General features: G+C 72.7%; 16 protein-coding genes. 10 read left to right on the top strand and 6 right to left on the bottom strand.

The genetic code is table 11. From position 1 onward, the window contains the following. Nucleotides 1–13: 13 nt before the first annotated feature. Nucleotides 14–1,867: a SpoIIE family protein phosphatase gene (locus BLW82_RS37765; RefSeq protein ID WP_093506234.1), complete on the top strand. Its 1,854-nt coding sequence runs from the start codon at nt 14–16 to the stop codon at nt 1,865–1,867. 92 nt (nt 1,868–1,959) lie between these two features. On the opposite strand, the gene BLW82_RS37760 is transcribed toward BLW82_RS37765, so the two are convergent. The 3 genes from BLW82_RS37760 to BLW82_RS37745 all read right to left on the bottom strand — a co-directional run bounded on the left by BLW82_RS37760 (nt 1,960) and on the right by BLW82_RS37745 (nt 5,630). After that, nucleotides 1,960–2,985, bottom strand: coding sequence for an alcohol dehydrogenase (locus tag BLW82_RS37760; RefSeq protein WP_093506232.1), 1,026 nt, complete (start codon nt 2,983–2,985; stop codon nt 1,960–1,962). 397 nt (nt 2,986–3,382) lie between these two features. Continuing rightward, entirely contained in the window at nt 3,383–4,468 is a 1,086-nt protein-coding gene (locus tag BLW82_RS37750) for a hypothetical protein (RefSeq protein WP_143063736.1), read from the bottom strand. A 403-nt stretch (nt 4,469–4,871) separates the two neighbouring features. Beyond that, entirely contained in the window at nt 4,872–5,630 is a 759-nt protein-coding gene (locus BLW82_RS37745; protein ID WP_093506228.1) for a GbsR/MarR family transcriptional regulator, read from the bottom strand. Nucleotides 5,631–5,868: 238 nt separating this feature from the next. Here BLW82_RS37745 and BLW82_RS37740 point away from each other — a divergent pair, with 238 nt between their 5' ends. Further along, nucleotides 5,869–6,543 (top strand): DUF4097 family beta strand repeat-containing protein, encoded by a 675-nt coding sequence (locus BLW82_RS37740; protein WP_093506226.1) that lies wholly within the window; start codon nt 5,869–5,871, stop codon nt 6,541–6,543. A 679-nt stretch (nt 6,544–7,222) separates the two neighbouring features. Beyond that, nucleotides 7,223–8,446 (top strand): YyaL domain-containing protein, encoded by a 1,224-nt coding sequence (locus tag BLW82_RS37735; RefSeq protein ID WP_093506223.1) that lies wholly within the window; start codon nt 7,223–7,225, stop codon nt 8,444–8,446. A 341-nt stretch (nt 8,447–8,787) separates the two neighbouring features. Here BLW82_RS37735 and BLW82_RS37725 read toward each other — a convergent pair whose 3' ends face one another. Continuing rightward, nucleotides 8,788–8,970 (bottom strand): hypothetical protein, encoded by a 183-nt coding sequence (locus BLW82_RS37725; RefSeq protein WP_093506219.1) that lies wholly within the window; start codon nt 8,968–8,970, stop codon nt 8,788–8,790. A gap of 357 nt (nt 8,971–9,327) precedes the next feature. On the opposite strand from BLW82_RS37725, the gene BLW82_RS44730 reads away from it, so the two are divergent. The 4 genes from BLW82_RS44730 (at nt 9,328) to BLW82_RS37710 (ending at nt 11,118) form a co-directional block, all read left to right on the top strand. Beyond that, a complete protein-coding gene (locus BLW82_RS44730) occupies nt 9,328–9,501 on the top strand; it encodes a hypothetical protein (RefSeq protein ID WP_177233196.1) in 174 nt (57 codons plus the stop codon). A 114-nt stretch (nt 9,502–9,615) separates the two neighbouring features. Continuing rightward, complete coding sequence (locus BLW82_RS37720; RefSeq protein ID WP_093506217.1) at nt 9,616–10,107, top strand: DUF2975 domain-containing protein; 492 nt, start codon at nt 9,616–9,618, stop codon at nt 10,105–10,107. Then, on the top strand, nt 10,107–10,328 hold the full coding sequence (locus BLW82_RS37715) for a helix-turn-helix domain-containing protein (RefSeq protein ID WP_093506215.1): 222 nt from the start codon (nt 10,107–10,109) through the stop codon (nt 10,326–10,328). The genes BLW82_RS37720 and BLW82_RS37715 overlap by 1 nt, the downstream gene beginning before the upstream one ends. Before the next feature lie 139 nt (nt 10,329–10,467). Continuing rightward, the gene (locus BLW82_RS37710; RefSeq protein ID WP_093506213.1) at nt 10,468–11,118 is read left to right on the top strand and encodes an NAD(P)-dependent oxidoreductase; all 651 of its coding nucleotides are present in this window, start codon (nt 10,468–10,470) and stop codon (nt 11,116–11,118) included. An 89-nt stretch (nt 11,119–11,207) separates the two neighbouring features. Here the strand turns inward: BLW82_RS37710 and BLW82_RS37705 are convergent, their stop codons facing one another. Beyond that, nucleotides 11,208–11,429, bottom strand: a complete 222-nt coding sequence (locus BLW82_RS37705; protein WP_093506211.1) for a hypothetical protein — start codon at nt 11,427–11,429, stop codon at nt 11,208–11,210. Between the two features lie 58 nt (nt 11,430–11,487). Between BLW82_RS37705 and BLW82_RS37700 the strand changes: the two genes are divergently transcribed. The 3 genes from BLW82_RS37700 to BLW82_RS37690 all read left to right on the top strand — a co-directional run bounded on the left by BLW82_RS37700 (nt 11,488) and on the right by BLW82_RS37690 (nt 15,251). After that, nucleotides 11,488–12,357, top strand: a complete 870-nt coding sequence (locus BLW82_RS37700) for a hypothetical protein (protein ID WP_143063735.1) — start codon at nt 11,488–11,490, stop codon at nt 12,355–12,357. A 336-nt stretch (nt 12,358–12,693) separates the two neighbouring features. Further along, nucleotides 12,694–14,055, top strand: a complete 1,362-nt coding sequence (locus BLW82_RS37695; RefSeq protein WP_093506207.1) for a bifunctional o-acetylhomoserine/o-acetylserine sulfhydrylase — start codon at nt 12,694–12,696, stop codon at nt 14,053–14,055. Next, nucleotides 14,052–15,251, top strand: coding sequence for a homoserine O-acetyltransferase MetX (locus BLW82_RS37690; protein WP_093506205.1), 1,200 nt, complete (start codon nt 14,052–14,054; stop codon nt 15,249–15,251). The genes BLW82_RS37695 and BLW82_RS37690 overlap by 4 nt, the downstream gene beginning before the upstream one ends. 40 nt (nt 15,252–15,291) lie before the next feature. Here the strand turns inward: BLW82_RS37690 and BLW82_RS37685 are convergent, their stop codons facing one another. Beyond that, nucleotides 15,292–15,681, bottom strand: a complete 390-nt coding sequence (locus BLW82_RS37685) for a hypothetical protein (RefSeq protein WP_256216083.1) — start codon at nt 15,679–15,681, stop codon at nt 15,292–15,294. Nucleotides 15,682–15,689: the final 8 nt, after the last annotated feature.

The following is a 15,689-nucleotide window of genomic DNA, read 5'->3' as shown; positions in this document are numbered from 1 at the left end:
CGAGGAGGACCGGGTGGACAGGGACACCTCCTCACGACGACGGGCCGCACCGGCACCGCCGGTCGAACCGACGGCACCGGCTGCGCCCACGGCACCGACGGGAGCGACCGCACGGGACACCCCGAGCTCACCGGGCGCCCGGGACACCCCGGAGGCGCCGGTCGCGCCCCCCGCACGGGGCACACAGGCTCCGGCCGGTGCGGACGCACCGCCCGTCGGCATCGACTACGTCGACATGCTCCGCGGCATCGTCGAGGACGCGGCCGTGGGCTTCGCCGTGCTCGGCACCGACCTGCGCTACCTCTACGTCAACCCGCACATGGCCCGGGCCACGGGCCTGCCCGCCGAGGCCTACCTGGGCCGCACCCAGCGCGAGGTGCTGCCGCACCTCAGGCGGCCCGACCAGGTGCTGCGGGACGTCATCCGCGACGGACGGCCCCGCGAGGCGGTCGTCACCGGCCGCACCTGGGTGGACTCGCCGTACCAGGTCCGCGAGTGGCGGTGCGTCTACCACCGGCTCGTGGACGGCACGGGCCGGGTGGTGGGCGTGGCCGCGGTGGGCCTGGAGATCAGCGAGCCGCAGCAGTACGTGTACGAGCTGGAGCGCGCCCACCGGCGCCTCGCGCTGCTGGACTCGGCCGCGTCCCGGATCGGCACCGGCACCGATGTCGCCGGGACCTGCCGGGAGCTGGCGGAGTTCGTCGTACCGGAGCTGGCGGACGCGGCCGGGGTGGAGCTCAGTCCGCCGGACACCGTGCCGGCGCGGCGTACGCCGACCCGGCTCGCGGCGTACGCCACGCGGCCCGGGCTGGTCACCGGTCTCGCGGCCCTCGACGCGCGCGGCGAGCTGGTCGGCTGGCCGCGCGGCACCGGGAACCGGCGGAACCTGGCGGCGGGCCGGATCTGGCGGCGCAACGCGATCACGGCGGCGCAGTGGCGGTCGCTGATCCCGCGCTGGGCGCCCGCGCAGGCGTGTCTGGCCGCCCAAGTCCACTCGGTGCTCCTCGCCCCCCTGGTCGCGGACGGCCGGGTGCTCGGCATCCTGCTGCTGGCCCGGGCCGGGGACTCCGCGCCGTTCTCGAACGAGGACGCCACGGTGGCCCGCGAACTCGCCGCCCGCGCCGCCCGCGCCCTGGACCGCGCGGTCCGCTTCGAACGCGAGCACACGATGGCCCTGGAGTTGCAGCGGGCCCTGTTGACCGAGCCCGGCCAGTTGCGGCAGCACGGCGGCGTGGAGACCACGGGCCGCTACCGTCCCGCCGATGACGGCTCGCTGATCGGCGGCGACTGGTACGACGTCCTGGCCCTGCCCGACGGCCGCACGATGCTGGTCATCGGGGACGTGATGGGCCACGGGGTGGACGCGGCGGTGGCGATGAGCCACTACCGTTCGACGATGCGCGCCCTGGCCCTCGCGGGGCTCTCGCCGGGCCGCATCCTCCAGCACGCGGACCGCATGGTCGCCGACTCCGGCTTCGAGCGGGTGGCCACCTGCTTCCTCGCGCTCGGCGACGCGGACGTCGCCACCCTCACCTACGCCAGCGCCGGCCACCTGCCGCCGGTCTGGATCTCCCCGCAGGGCGAGACGCAGCTGGTCCCGGTGCCGGTCGGCCCGCCGCTGGGCAGTGGGCTCGGCCGGTACGAGCAGCGGGTCACCCCGGAGCGCGGCGGAGTGCTGCTCCTGTACACGGACGGTCTCGTGGAGCGGCGCGGCGAGGACATCGACCGCGGGCTGGCCCGGCTGACGGGGCTGTCGCTGTCCCCCACCGATCCGCTGGACAAGATCGTCGACACGGTCCTCGCGCACCTCGCCGCCGGTTCCGAGGACGACATCGCGCTGCTCGCGGCCCGCGCGGTACGCGGCTGAGCGCCCGCCCGCCGTGCCTCCGGCAGCCGTGTGACACCGCCGCGTGTGACTCGTGCACCGCAGGTCTCAGTCGTGGGTCCCGGCCGCGGGTCTCAGTCGTAGGTGAGGACCATGCGGAAGCGCGCGGCCCCGGTGAGCATCTTCTGGTAGGCCTCGTCCGCCTGGTCCAGCGATACGGTCTCGATCGTCGGGCGGATCCCGTGCAGGGCGCTGAACTCCATGGTGTCCTGCACGTCCTGCGCGGTGCCGGACGGGTGGCCGCGGATCTCCCGCGCGGCCGTGAGCAGCTGGAGCGGACTGATCCCGAGCGGCTCCGGGTCGATGCCGATCACCACCAGCTCGCCCCGGGGTCCCAGCCCGTCCACGGCCGCCGAGATCGCCTGGGAGTTGCCCGCGGTGGCGAGCACGACCTTGGCGCCGCCGAGCGACTGCAGGGCCTCCGCGACCGGGGTCTCGGTCGTGGAGTCGACGTAGTGGTGGGCGCCGAGCTGCTTCGCGAAATCCGCCTTCTCGGCGCCGCGGGCGATGGCCACCGTCTCGAAGCCCATGGCCACCGCGTACTTCACGCCGAGGTGGCCGAGTCCGCCGAGGCCGACGACGGCGACCAGGTCACCGGGCTCGGCCGGGCTGCGCCGCAGGCCGTTGAAGGTGGTCACGCCCGCGCAGCCGAGCGGCGCCGCGTCGGCCGAGGTCAGCCCGTCGGGGATGCGGGCCAGGGCGTCGACCGGCGCGATCACCTGCTGGCCGAAGCCGCCGTCGTAGGACCAGCCGGGCACCTTCAGGTTCTCGCAGACGATGAAGTCGCCCTGGCGGCAGGGCTTGCAGTGGCCGCAGCTGCCGCCGAACCAGCCGACTCCCACGCGGTCGCCGAGCCGCCAGCCCCAGTCCTCGATGCCCTCGCCGAGTTCCTCGATCCGCCCGGCGATCTCGTGGCCGGGCACCACCGGGAACGTGACACCGGGCAGTGCGGCGGTGACGAAGAAGGTGTCGCTGTGGCAGATGCCGCAGGCCTCCACCGCGATCCGCACATGGCCGGGGCCCGGCCGCGGCACCTCCCGCTCGACGATCTCGAACGGCCCGCCCAGGGCGGGCACCTGCGCGACTCGGTACGTACTCATGCGTCTTCTCCCGGAACGGGTACGACGGGTAGGGTCCGAAGCCCCCTCACCCAGCACACCAGCTCCGGACCGATCGCGCGCGTCGAGCCCCGCCCGGCGCCGTCGCCCCCCGCTCCGGCGGTCGGCTCCCGACGTACCTGCGCAGCCAGGGCGGCATCAGCGCGCGGGTGGCCTTCGTGCCGACGTCGACGGAGGACGGCTCGTGGGCGTGCGTCATGTCCACCACCGACTCACCGAACCGTTCGACCTGGCGGCGGGGGGCTTCGCCCGGTTCCCCGGGGACATCCCCCACCGCCGTGTCCGCCTCAGCGAACGCGTGGTCGCCCGCATGGTCACCACACTGCCTCGGCGTCGGCAGATCAGCCCTGCGGTGCTGCAGGGCGGGCCCTGCGCCTGATCAGGAGGTGATGCCGTTGTACTGGTCCCAGGTGTAGGCGAGGTCCGGCGCGGCGGGCTTGCCGGGCCAGTCGAAGTAGTCCCAGACGAGTTCGGCGGGGTTGGTGGCGAGGTACCCCCGGCCGGGCAGGTCGTCGCCGTCGTCCCAGGCCCACGGCGGGTTGGCCGCGTCGGTGTCGCAGGCGCCGTTGGCCGGGCCGAGGACCCCGCCCGCGCCGCACTTGGCGCCGTAGGGGTTGGCACTGTCGTCGCCGGCGAAGTTGTCCGTGGTCGCGAACAGCGTGGTGAGGGTGCGGTTCGCCCACATGCCGTTCGCCGCGAAGACGTCCGTCAGGGTGTACTGCACGTCGCGGTCGTCGGAGCCGGCCGGCACCTCGGCGGTGGAGCCGGGGTAGTAGACGATGCCGTCGCCGCTCGCGTACTGGCTGCGCTCCTGGGACAGGTAGCCCTCGGCCCACGCGGCGTGGGTGTTGGGCTGCTGGGTGGTGAACGGGCGGCCGTGCCCGTCGTCGTGCGGGTCGCCCTGGAGCTTCAGCGTGCCGTCGACGCTCTCCTGGCCGCTGGTGAAGTCGCTTCCGGAGGGCACCCAGGAGTAGAAGTTGCTGTGCGCGACGGTGATCGCCGCCTTCAACTGGCCGTGTGCGGAACCGTCGTTGGCCACGACGACCAGGACTCCCTCGGCGTCGTTCTCGTGCTCGGTCAGGTCCTCCTGGTAGTTGTCGAGGACACCGTCGGACCAGTCGCGCGGGTGGAAGTACGTGTACAGCAGGTAGGAGAAGGACGGGGTCTGCACGACCGAGTAGTAGACGTGCGCCGCGAGCGGGAACTGGCCGGTGTTCTCCCAGTTGTTGCGCCCGTTGAGGTCACCGTCGTAGTCGTAGGACGTGATGTAGTCGGACTTGCCGCCGAGCGCGGTCTCGCCGGTGGAGTCGACGTCCTGGAAGTTGACGGGGGCCCACCACTGGGCGAGGGCGGCGCGGTCGGCGGCGGCGTCCGCGTGGGCCGCGGTCGGCTGGGTGAGGCCGGCACCGCAGACGGCGGCGAGTGCGGCCGTCACGGCGAGGGATCTGCGTCGGGTCAGAGGCACACGGAAACGGTGGGGGCGGCTGGTTGCCACGGTTCCTCCGGCGGCGGCGAAAGGAACCGGCACGTGGGTGAAGTCGACGTGCCGGTACGGGAGTTGATGCATGTTCCGGTGGTGCGTGTGCTGCCGCGCGTACGATACAGCGCGGCCCGGGCGGCCCGGCAGGGGCTCAGCAGGTGATGGTTCCCCTACGCGGCGCGTGACCGCTGTCGTCGCTGTCGCGGGACCACCACACCGGCCGGCCGCGGCCGCTCCGGCGCTCCCCCGTCCGTGGACCGGCCGCTGAACTCGACGAGCCCGCGGTGCAGCCGGTTGTTCGGCTCGGAGTAAGTCATGACCTCACCGGCCACGACCGCGCCGACCGTCCCCGCGCGGATCTCCCCTGCCGTGATGCCCGGCCGCGCGTCTATGCGGCGCCGGGGTCCGGCCGGCCGGTGCCGTCAGCGGTGGTCGTCGCGGGTTTGCTGTGGAGGACGTCACGGGCCTGTTCGGCGGCGCGGGCGATGCTCTCGCTGACGAAGTCGAGGAATCGCGCGATGTTCTCCAGGCGGTTGGCGGCGGGGGTACGCGGGCCGAGGACGGTGACGCCCTGACGGGCGGTCTCGGCGATCTGGGCCGTGCCGCGCGCACTCGCCATCATCGACCGGTACCAGACGTCGTCGTCGACGAAGTAGCTCTCGCGGCGGCGTTCGTCGCGCTCCCGGCGGACGAGCCCCTGCTCCTCGAGGAACGCGACCGCCTTCGAGACGGACGCCGGACTGACCTGGAGCCGCTGGACGAGTTCGGACGCGGTGAGGCCGGCCGCGTCGCTGACGCAGAGACAGGCCAGCACCCGCGCCATCATCTTGGGCGTACCCGACCGCATGAAGACGGTGGCGAGCGTCTCCTCGTACTCGGCCACGGCCTCGGCGTCCCGTCCGTGCGGCTGCGGCACCACCCCCGGCCCCCGGGAGGAGGCGGGCCGGCGCCGGTGCGCGCGGCGCTCGGTGGCGCGGTGGGCCAGGTCGGCGCGGTAGGCGGTGGGGCCGCCGTTGCGCATCACCTCACGCGTGACCGTCGAGGTCGGACGGTCGATACGGCGGGCGATCTCGGCGTAGGGGAGGCTGTCGGCCAGCCCGAGCGCGATCTGCTGGCGTTCCTGCTGACTGAGCCTGCCTCCCGGCATCGCGATCTCCTCGCTGTTCCCGCGGGGTGGCCCCCGACCCTCTCAAGGGTAGCGTTCACTGTCTATTCATTGCAATGATCCAGGCTTGCGCGTTGCGTTACCTTCAGAACAGTTGCAACACTTTAAGCTATCTGACATGCGGTTATATGTTTCTTACGCAACGAATCCATTGTCGCATCCCGGAAAGCAACGTAGCGTTTCCGTTGTCAGAAACAAGGAACGCCAACGGGAGACCACGATGCAGAAGTTCGACACCCCCGCCCCGATCTCCGCCGTCCTGGACATCCCCGCCGGACGCGTCCAGTTCATCGCCGCGTACCGCGCCGACACCACCGTCGAGGTTCTGCCCGCCGACCCCGCCAGGGGCCGTGACGTCAAGGCGGCCGAGCAGACCGCCGTCTCCTACGCCGACGGCGTCCTGCGGATCACGGCCGGGTCCCCCGGCAACCAGCTCTTCGGCCCCTCCGGCTCGGTGGAGGTCACCGTCCAGCTGCCCGCCGGCTCCGGCGTCGAGGCGAAGGCGGCCGGCACCGAGCTGCGCGGGGTCGGGCGCCTCGGCGACGTCGCCTTCGACGGCGCGTACCGCACCATCAAGATCGACGAGGCCACCAGCCTCCGCCTCACCGCGACCGACGGCGACGTCGAGGTCGGCCGGCTGGGCGGCTCCGCGGAGATCAGCACCGCCCGGGGCGACATCCGCATCAACGAGGCGACCCGCGGCACGGTCGTCCTGCGCACCCAGGACGGCGACATCTCGGTCACCGCCGCCACCGGCGTCTCGGCCGCCCTGGACGCCGGCACCGGCCACGGCCGCGTCAGCAACGCCCTCAAGAACGACGGCACCGCCGAACTCGACATCCGCGCCACCACGTCCCGCGGCGACATCACCGCCCGCAGCCTCCAGGCAGGCTGACCGGCCGTCCGCCCGAGGGGGCTCGGCGACCCGATCGCCGAGCCCCCTCGGGGTAACCGCACCAGCCGCTTCCACGCGACCGGATGGGGGAACAGGGACATCACGGCGAACGGCACTTCCTCGACCGGAGCGACCGGGGCGACCGGGGGGACCGGGGGGGACCGGGGGGACCGGAAAGGCCGTAGCAACCGGAAACATCGGAGCCGCCGCAAAGGCCGGAGCGACCGGAAAGGCCGGTACGGAGTGGACCGGTACGGTCCCGGTGGACGACACCGCTCTGGCCGTCAGCGACACCGGCGGCCCCGGTGTCCCGGTGGGCTACCTCAACGGCCCGTTCGCCACGCGGGGACACTGGCGCCGGGTCGTCGCCGAACCGGGCCCGGAATGGCGGCACATCACCTACGACGAGCGGGCTCGTGGCAGGAAGCCGCAGCGCTCCGCGGACTACTCCTTCGAGGCCGCGGTCCGGGACGTGGACGCCGTCCTCGCGGCGAGCGGAAGGGGTTCCCGGCCGTCGCCAGGGCCGTACGAGAGGTCGCCGCCCCGGGCAACGGACGTCCGCCCCGCGAAGGCGATTCACATATCTGAACTTTGCGCACATGTGTATACGCGCGCGCCGCCCCGTGCGAGACTCCTTCAACTCCCCCGCTCACCGGTTCAGTTGGAGAGGAAGGCACCCATGCACATGTCCCGCAGGGCCGTGCTGGCCACCGCAGGCGGCGCCGCGGTCGCGTCCGCCGTACCCCAGTCCGCGCAGGCGCTCACCGGCCAGGTGCCGGCGGCGACGGAGGCGGTGCTGCGTGACGCGGCGGACTACGCGGTCGCGAAGGTGCGTGCCGTCGCACCCGGGGTGACCGCCTTCCCCGTGGGGACGAAGTTCGAGAAGTGGGTCTACTCCCAGAACGGCGACTGGGTCGGCGGGTTCTGGCCCGGCGTCCTCTGGATGAGCTGGCTCCACAGCGGCGACGACAGCCTGCGCGCCCTCGCCCTGGCATCGGCCGCGAAGCTCGCCCCCCGCCGGTACGACACCGGCACACACGACCTGGGCTTCCTGTTCACCCCGTCCTGGGTCACCGCCTGGCGGCTGACCGGCGACACGACCTGGCGGGACGGCGCCGTCCAGGCGGCCCGCTCACTGCTCCAGCGTTACAACCCCCGTGGCCGCTACCTGCGGGCCTGGGGTGCGCTGGGCACCGCCGACAACGCGGGGCGCATGATCATCGACACGATGATGAACCTCGACCTGCTCGTCTTCGCCGCCCGGGAGACCGGCGAGAGCGCGTTCATGGACGCGGCCGTGGGACACGCGCAGACCACGCAGCGCCTCTTCCCGCGGCCGGACGGCTCCACCCCGCACGCCTACGATCTCGACCCCGCCACCGGCACCCCCGTCGGCCCGAACACCGTCCAGGGCTACAGCCCCACCTCCTGCTGGGCCCGCGGACAGGCCTGGGGCATCTACGGCTTCACCACGATGTACCGCCGCACCGGCGACCACCGGTTCCTCGCCACCGCCCGCACCCTCGCCGACTACGCGGTCAAGGCACTCGGCCCGGACCACGTACCCGTCTGGGACTACCGCGCACCGCAGCAGCCGTACGACGTCAAGGACGCCTCCGCCGGGACCGTCATGGCCTGCGGGCTGCTCGACCTGGCCGCCGCCACGGGCAGTTGGTCCTACCGCACCACCGCGCTGCGCATCCTCGGCGCCCTGTGCGAGACCTGCCTCACCACCCACTCCACCCGCGCCGAGGCCGTCGTGGCCCGCTGCACCCGCAACCGCCCGGCCGAGGACGGCATCGAGATCTCCCTCCCCTACGCCGACTACTACCTCCTCGAAGCGATCCTGCGCGTCCTGCGGCCCCACGACCTGGACCGCGCGATCGACCTCTCGACGGTCTGACGGCGCGGGACGGTGCCGGGCGCCGCCGTCGGCGACAGCCGGCCGGGCCGTGACGGGGGACGCCGTCCGCGAGGGGTCGGGAGAACAGAAAGTGCCGTCGCACTTCCCAGGTGACTGCTGTTCGGAACCGTGCAGGAGACGCCGGCTCTCCCGGCCGCAAGCCAGAACGCTCAGTGCGGTGAGACGCTCGCGAAGGCGTTCCTGGAGCACATGCGGGCCCCGCGGTCATGCGGAATCCTCACCTGCTTCTCCGTCGGACACACCGTCACCGAGCCGGCCCGTCACGCGATCCGAGCCCCGCCCGAGCAGGTCTGGCATCCCGCCCCCGGTCAGGACGACGCCTAGGGAACGGTGCCCGTCGCCCCGGGGGCATTCGTCGGCGGTGCGGTGAGGGGGGACGGCGGGGGCGGGGACGCTTCTCCCGAGTCGGCCTGCACGACGAGGACCACCGCGATGACCGCGGTGGTCAGGGCGGCCATCGTGGCCAGCCACCAGATCCCGATCGCTTTCGCGTGAGCGGCCATGGCACCCTCCTTCGACGCGGAGCGTACGCCGTTGCCCGAAGACGGGACTCCCTTTTCACAGGATGCGACAGCCGACGCCCCACACCACCGGCCGCACGCCACATTCTGGCCGTCTTCCACGGTTGTCGCGCCGAATTGAGAAATCCACAAGCCAATTGACCCGGTATCACCGGAAACAACCCGACGATCCCCGAGCGCGTCCCGCCGCTCGCGCACGGCCGTCCGATCACGCGGGCGCTCCGCGCGCCCGGCACCCCACCCCCACGGCGACCGCCGCATCCTCGCGGCCGCCCGGCGACGGGCTTGTGGAGGTGATGTGCGGGCATACGGGATTTCACCCTACGAGAGGAGCCCCTCATGGCCGGCATCGTCGCAGCAGTCCTGTTCTTCATCGCCTTCCTGATCAACGCGGCGGACATCAGCACCAATGACACGTTCACCTCCACGAACGTCATGCTGCTGGGACTGACCGCCCTCGCCCTGCACGTGGCGGGGATCGGCACCGCCCGGACGTACCGGAGCCGCCGCTGACCGCGCGCCCCTGACCGCTTCGCTGCGCGGCAGACGGGCACCGGCGCCCCCAACCCTTGCGACACCTATCGAATCTCGATAGATTTCCATCGCAACTCGATGGAAGGACAGGTCGTGGGAAAGCTGGCAGTGCGTACGCTGCGCGCCGTGCTCGCGCTGGTGCTCACCGGCACCGGGCTCATACAGGCAATGATGGTCTGGACGTTGGTGAGCGGGAACGACCCGGAGGACGGGACGCTCCCGCTGACCGCACTGCGCCTGATCACGGTCCTGGGCATGGTCACGGTCCAGGTCGCAGTGGTCTGCGTGTGGCGGCTCGTGACGATGGTGCGGCGCGGAACCGTGTTCTCCCACGCCGCCTTCCGGTACGTGGACGGCGTGATCGGCGCGATCACGGCGGCCGCCCTCCTGTGGTTCGCGGTCACGGCCGTCAACGCGCCGGGCCAGCGGGACGACCCGGGCGTCACCGTCATCATGGGCGGGATCGGCGTGGCCGTCCTCGGGGTCGCGCTCATCGTGCTCGTGCTGCGGATGCTGCTCGCCCAGGCGGTCGCCCGCGACGTCGAAGCGACGCGGATGCAGGCCGAGTTGGACCAGGTGATCTGATGCCGATCGCCGTCGACATCGACGTGATGCTGGCCAAGCGGAAGATGTCCGTGGGCGAACTGGCCGACCGCGTGGGGATCACGCCCGCCAACCTGGCGGTACTCAAGAACGGTCGCGCCAAGGCGGTGCGCTTCGCGACCCTCGCCGCGCTCTGCGAGGTACTCGAGTGCCAGCCGGGTGACCTGCTGCGCTGGGAGGCCGAGGGCACTGCCGCCGACTGACGCGGGCCTGAACCGCAACGCCGCTGGACCGAATGAACGCAGATTGTCGGGATAGATCCGACAATTAACGCTTTGCCACGAAAGACATCGGTAATCTGCGAACCCGGAGACGACCACCGGGAACTGGAGATTCACTCGCATGTCCAAGATCGCCCTGTTCGGCGCCACCGGCACCATCGGATCCCGCGTCCTGGACGAGGCGCTCCGTCGCGGGCACCTCGTCACAGCGGTCGTGCGCGACCCGGCGAAGCTCACCCGGAACGACCCCGGCCTGACCGTGGTCACCGGCGACGTTCTGGATCCCGGGTCCGTCGCCGAGGTCGCCAAGGGGCAGGACGTCGTGGTCAGCGCGGTCGGCGGAGGCGACGGGCCGGGCCACATCGCCACCATCAGACCCAGCGTCGAATCCCTGGTCACCGGCATCCGCAGCCTGGGTGAACCGGCACCCCGGCTCGTCCTCGTCGGCGGCGCCGGGTCCCTGCGCACGCCGGACGGCAAGCAGGTCTGGGACGCCGAGGGCCTGCCGGAGTTCCTGCTCCAGATCATGCACGCCCACGGGGACGCCCTGGACTTCTGCCGCACCGTCAGCGACGTGAAGTGGACCAACCTCAGCCCCTCCGCGACGATCGAGCCGGGCGAGCGGACGGGTGTCTATCGCATCGCCAAGGAAGACCTGCTCATCGCCGACGACGGCAGCAGCCGCATCTCCGCCGAGGACTACGCCGTCGCCCTGCTCGACGAGATCGAACGGCCACGGCACACCGGCGAGCGCTTCACCGTCGGCTACTGAACCGCACCCCTTCGCCCATTCGAGTGAACGCGGCACCGGACTGACCCCGCGCGCCGGTTCGGCCCGCCCCCGGCGGGGGCTTTGACCGGCTACCAGATCAGGCACCAGTAGTCGCCGTAGTGCCCGACGCCGATGCGCCCGACCCGCGGCACGAGGCTCGGGTTCGGCTGCCCCACGGCCGACAGCGAGCAGACCGGGTCGCCGACCGCCCGGGCAGCCGCCATCCGCTGGGCGGCGGCCACGGCCTGCGGCGACGTGACCCAGGTGGTCGTTCCCGGTCCGTTGCCGGTGGTTGTCGGGGCCGGAGTCACGGTCCCTGGTGTCTGCGCAGGCCGTGAGGTGAGCGGGGGCACGCTCGGCCGGGTCGCCGTGAGGGACGGAGACGGCGGGGGCGCGCTCGGCCGGGTCGCCGTGAGGGACGGAGACGGCGGGGGCGCGCTCGGCCGGGTCGCCGTGAGGGACGGAGACGGCGGGGGCGCGCTCGGCCGCGTGGTCGTGAGGGACGGAGACGGCGGGGGCGCGCTCGGCCGGGTCGCCGTGAGGGACGGAGACGGCGGGGGCACGCTCGGCCGCGTGGTCGTGGGGGACGGCGAGGGCGGGGGCGAGCTCGGTCCGTGCGGGGTGACGGACGGTCTGGGCGTGGGGGTGGGGGGAGGTGCCGGCTTCGTGGTCGGCGTGTGCACCGGTGGCGGGGGGAACAGGGGCGTCCGGTGGGGCGACGGCCGGGTGGCGGTCGGCACCGGCGGTAGGGTCCGGGTCGGCCTGGGCGCGGGGGTCCGGGTGGGCCTCGGCGTCGCCGGCGCCGGTGAACTCGGCGCCGACGGCCGCGGCGAAACGGACGGGGACGGACTCGGCGCCGTCGCCGAGGGCGACAGCGAGGGCGTCACCACGGGCGACGGCGTCGGGTGCGCGGCGCTGCCGCCGTGGTCGGACGACAGCAACGCCCAGGCCGCCAGACCGCCCCCCAGGGCGACCACGGCCGCTCCGCCCGCTATCCACGGAGCCCGCCGCGATGGCCGCCGGTGCCGGTTCATGATTCTTACTGTCCATCCGATCGCCGACGGCCTCAAGCCGGAGCCGAGCCGCCGCCCGCTTCCGCAGGCCACTTCCGCAGCCCGCTTCCGCAGGCCACTTCCGCCGGCCACTTCCGCCGGCCACTTCCGCCGGCCGTCCGCCGGAGCGGTACTCCTGGGCCGGCACGGCGGCGAGCACCGGGGGCGCGACAACCGGACCACCTGACGGCACCGACGACGGCGACGGGCCCCCCTGGGCGCTCCCCTGGGCGAAGGCGTGTCAGCCGGCCTGCGTCGCTTCGGTGAAGAGGGCCCGGTCGGGCTGGCGTTGGGTGCCCCCGTGTGGTTCTCTGTCTCCATGACCGTGCTTGTGACCCGCCGCCACGTGGACTACGTGCGTGTCACCGCGACCGGTTGTCGCGCCGAGAGCTGACGCTCCGCTCCGGCCCTTTCTCCCTCTCCCGCAGTTCCGCCTGTTCCGCTTCTCCCCTCTGCCACGGGCGCGTGCCCGCACGCGCGCGCCGTCGCATCCTCGCGTCTGCCCGCACAAGGAGTACCCGCCATGAGCCAGCCCATCGACTCCGTCACCGCCGGTCACACCGCCGACGAGACACCCGCCGGACCCGACACCTCGGCCTGGTCCTTCGAGACCAAGCAGATTCACGCCGGGGCCGCGCCGGACCCGACGACGGGAGCCCGGGCGACGCCGATCTACCAGACGACGTCGTTCGTGTTCCGGGACACCCAGCACGCCGCCGACCTGTTCGCCCTGGCCGAGCCCGGCAACATCTACACCCGCATCCACAACCCCACCCAGGACGTCTTCGAACAGCGCGTCGCCGCGCTGGAAGGCGGTGTCGCGGCCGTGGCACTGTCCTCCGGGCAGGCGGCCGAGACGCTGGCCATCCTGACGCTGGCGAGTTCCGGGGACCACATCGTCTCCAGCACCTCGCTGTACGGCGGCACGTACAACCTGTTCCGGCACACGCTCCCGAAGCTGGGCATCGAAGTGTCCTTCGTCGATGATCCGGACGACGTCGACGCCTGGCGGGCGGCCATCCGGCCCCACACCAAGGCGCTGTTCGCGGAGACGCTGGGCAACCCGCGCGGCAACGTGCTCGACGTGCGGGCCGTCGCGGACGCCGCCCACGCGGCGGGCGTGCCGCTGATCGTGGACAACACCGTTCCGACTCCCTATCTGCTGCGGCCCATTGAGCACGGCGCGGACATCGTCGTGCACTCGGCCACCAAGTTCCTCGGGGGGCACGGCACCGCCATCGCGGGCGTCGTCGTGGACGGCGGCACCTTCGACTTCGGTGCGCACGTAGAGCGGTTCCCCGACTTCACCGAGCCCGACCCGAGCTACCACGGGCTGCAGTACTGGCCGGCGCTCGGCCCCGGCGCCTTCGCGATCAAGCTGCGCGTGCAGTTGCTGCGCGACCTCGGCCCTGCCCTCTCCCCGCACTCCGCGTTCCTGCTGCTGCAGGGCGTGGAGACGCTGAGCCTGCGCATCGAGCGGCACTCCGCGAACGCGCTGGCGCTGGCGGAGTGGCTGGAGCAGCGGGACGAGGTCGCCGCCGTTCACTACCCGGGCCTGGCGTCCAGCCGGTGGTACGAGGCGGGGCGGAAGTACCTGCCGCGCGGTGCCGGTGCCGTGGTCTCGTTCGAGCTGCGGGACGGCGTCGAGGCGGGCAAGCGGTTCGTGGACGCGGTCGAACTGTTCAGCCACCTCGCCAACATCGGTGACGTACGCAGCCTGATCATCCACCCCGCCTCCACGACCCACAGCCAGCTGGACGAGGAGCAGCTGGCGGCGACCGGCACCTCGCCGGGCCTGGTGCGCCTGTCGGTCGGCATCGAGAACCTCGCCGACCTCAAGGCCGACCTGGAGGCCGGTTTCCGCGCGGCCAAGGGCGCGTCCTGAACGCCGGACCCACCACCGGGGTTCCCCTTCCGCCGGCCACCGGGGCCTGGCGGGAGGGGGACCCGGCCGGGCGCCGGCAGTGGTACGTGGCCGAGAAGCCACTGTCGCTGGAGGCGGGCGGTGAACTGCCCGACGTCCGGCTGGCGTTCGAGACCTGGGGGGAGCTCGCGCCGGACCGCGCCAATGCCGTGCTCGTCCTGCACGCCCTCACCGGTGACAGCCATGTCGCCGGGCCCGCCGGACCCGGCCATCCGGCCCCGGGCTGGTGGAACGGGCTGGTCGGGCCGGGTCTGGCGCTGGACACCGACCGGTGGTTCGTCGTCGCCCCGAACGTCCTGGGCGGCTGTCAGGGCAGTACGGGACCGGCCTCGCCGCGTCCCGACGGTCGTCGCCGCTGGGGCGGCGCCTTCCCGTTCCTGACCCAGCGCGACCAGGTGGCCGCCGAGGCCGGGCTGGCCGACGCGCTGGGTGTCGAGCGGTGGGCGCTGGTCGTCGGCGGCTCGATGGGCGGGATGCGCGCCGTGGAATGGGCGGTGACCCACCCCGAGCGCACCGGTGCGCTGCTGCTGCTCGCCACCACGGCGGCGGCGAGCGCGGAGCAGATCGCCTGGGCGAACATCCAGCTGCACGCCATCCGAGGCGATCCGCACTGGCAGGGCGGCGACTACCACGACACCGGCCACGGGCCGCACGCCGGCCTCGGCCTCGCGCGCCGCCTGGCCCACGTCACCTACCGCAGCGAGCCGGAACTCCAAGTCCGCTTCGGCCGTGCGCCTCAGGGTGCCGAGGACCCGTTCGGCGGCGGCCGGTACCAGGTCGAGTCGTATCTCGACCACCACGCCGCCAAGCTGATCCGGCGCTTCGACGCGGGCAGTTACGCGGTGCTGTCCGAGGCGATGAACGCGCACGACGTCGGCCGTGACCGTGGTGGCGTGCGTACCGCCCTGGGCCGCGTGACCGCCCGCACCCTGGTCGCGGGCGTCGACTCCGATCGCCTCTACCCGCTCGCCCAACAGGCCGAACTGGCAGCGAACATCGGCACGGCGGACGACGTCCGGGTCATCGAGTCCCGGTACGGGCATGACGGTTTCCTGATCGAGACGGAGCAGGTCGCCGCGCTCGTGGCCGAGTTGGTCCCCAGGGCTCTACCCGACGGCCTGCCGCAGCCTTCCCGTGGCCCCGCGGAACGATCGTGAACGCGGCCGGCCCCGTCGGACGGCGCCCGCCTGTCCGGGTTCACCGTCCGGCGGCCGGTGTTGATGATGTCCACCCAGTCCTCCTTCGGGCAGCGGTGGGCGCGGCCGCCGGGTCCCGGAGGGCCTCCACGAGTTCCCGCCTGGCGGCGAACGCCTTCGCCAGTACCTTGGCCCGGTAGGGGTTCGCGACGTCCAGAGCCGACGCCACCGCGACCGCCTCGTCCAACAGCGCCAGGCGCTGCCCGGGCAGCTCCCGCACCAGCGGCGACGCACTGGCCTCGACCAGAACGTACGCCAGCTTCGACCCGTACACCTCCGGCTCGACCTGAGTCAGCAGACGGTAGATCCGCAACCCCTCGGTGCCGCCCACCACCCGCCGGTTGGCGCTGAGCAACTGGACCCTCGCCCGCATGACCATGTCCTGATCCATCGATCCCC

It is taken from the genome of Streptomyces sp. Ag109_O5-10 (assembly GCF_900105755.1).
GTDB lineage: Bacteria > Actinomycetota > Actinomycetes > Streptomycetales > Streptomycetaceae > Streptomyces.
Note: the sequence above shows the minus strand (reverse complement) of the source record. Positions and strands in the feature narration are given on the sequence as shown.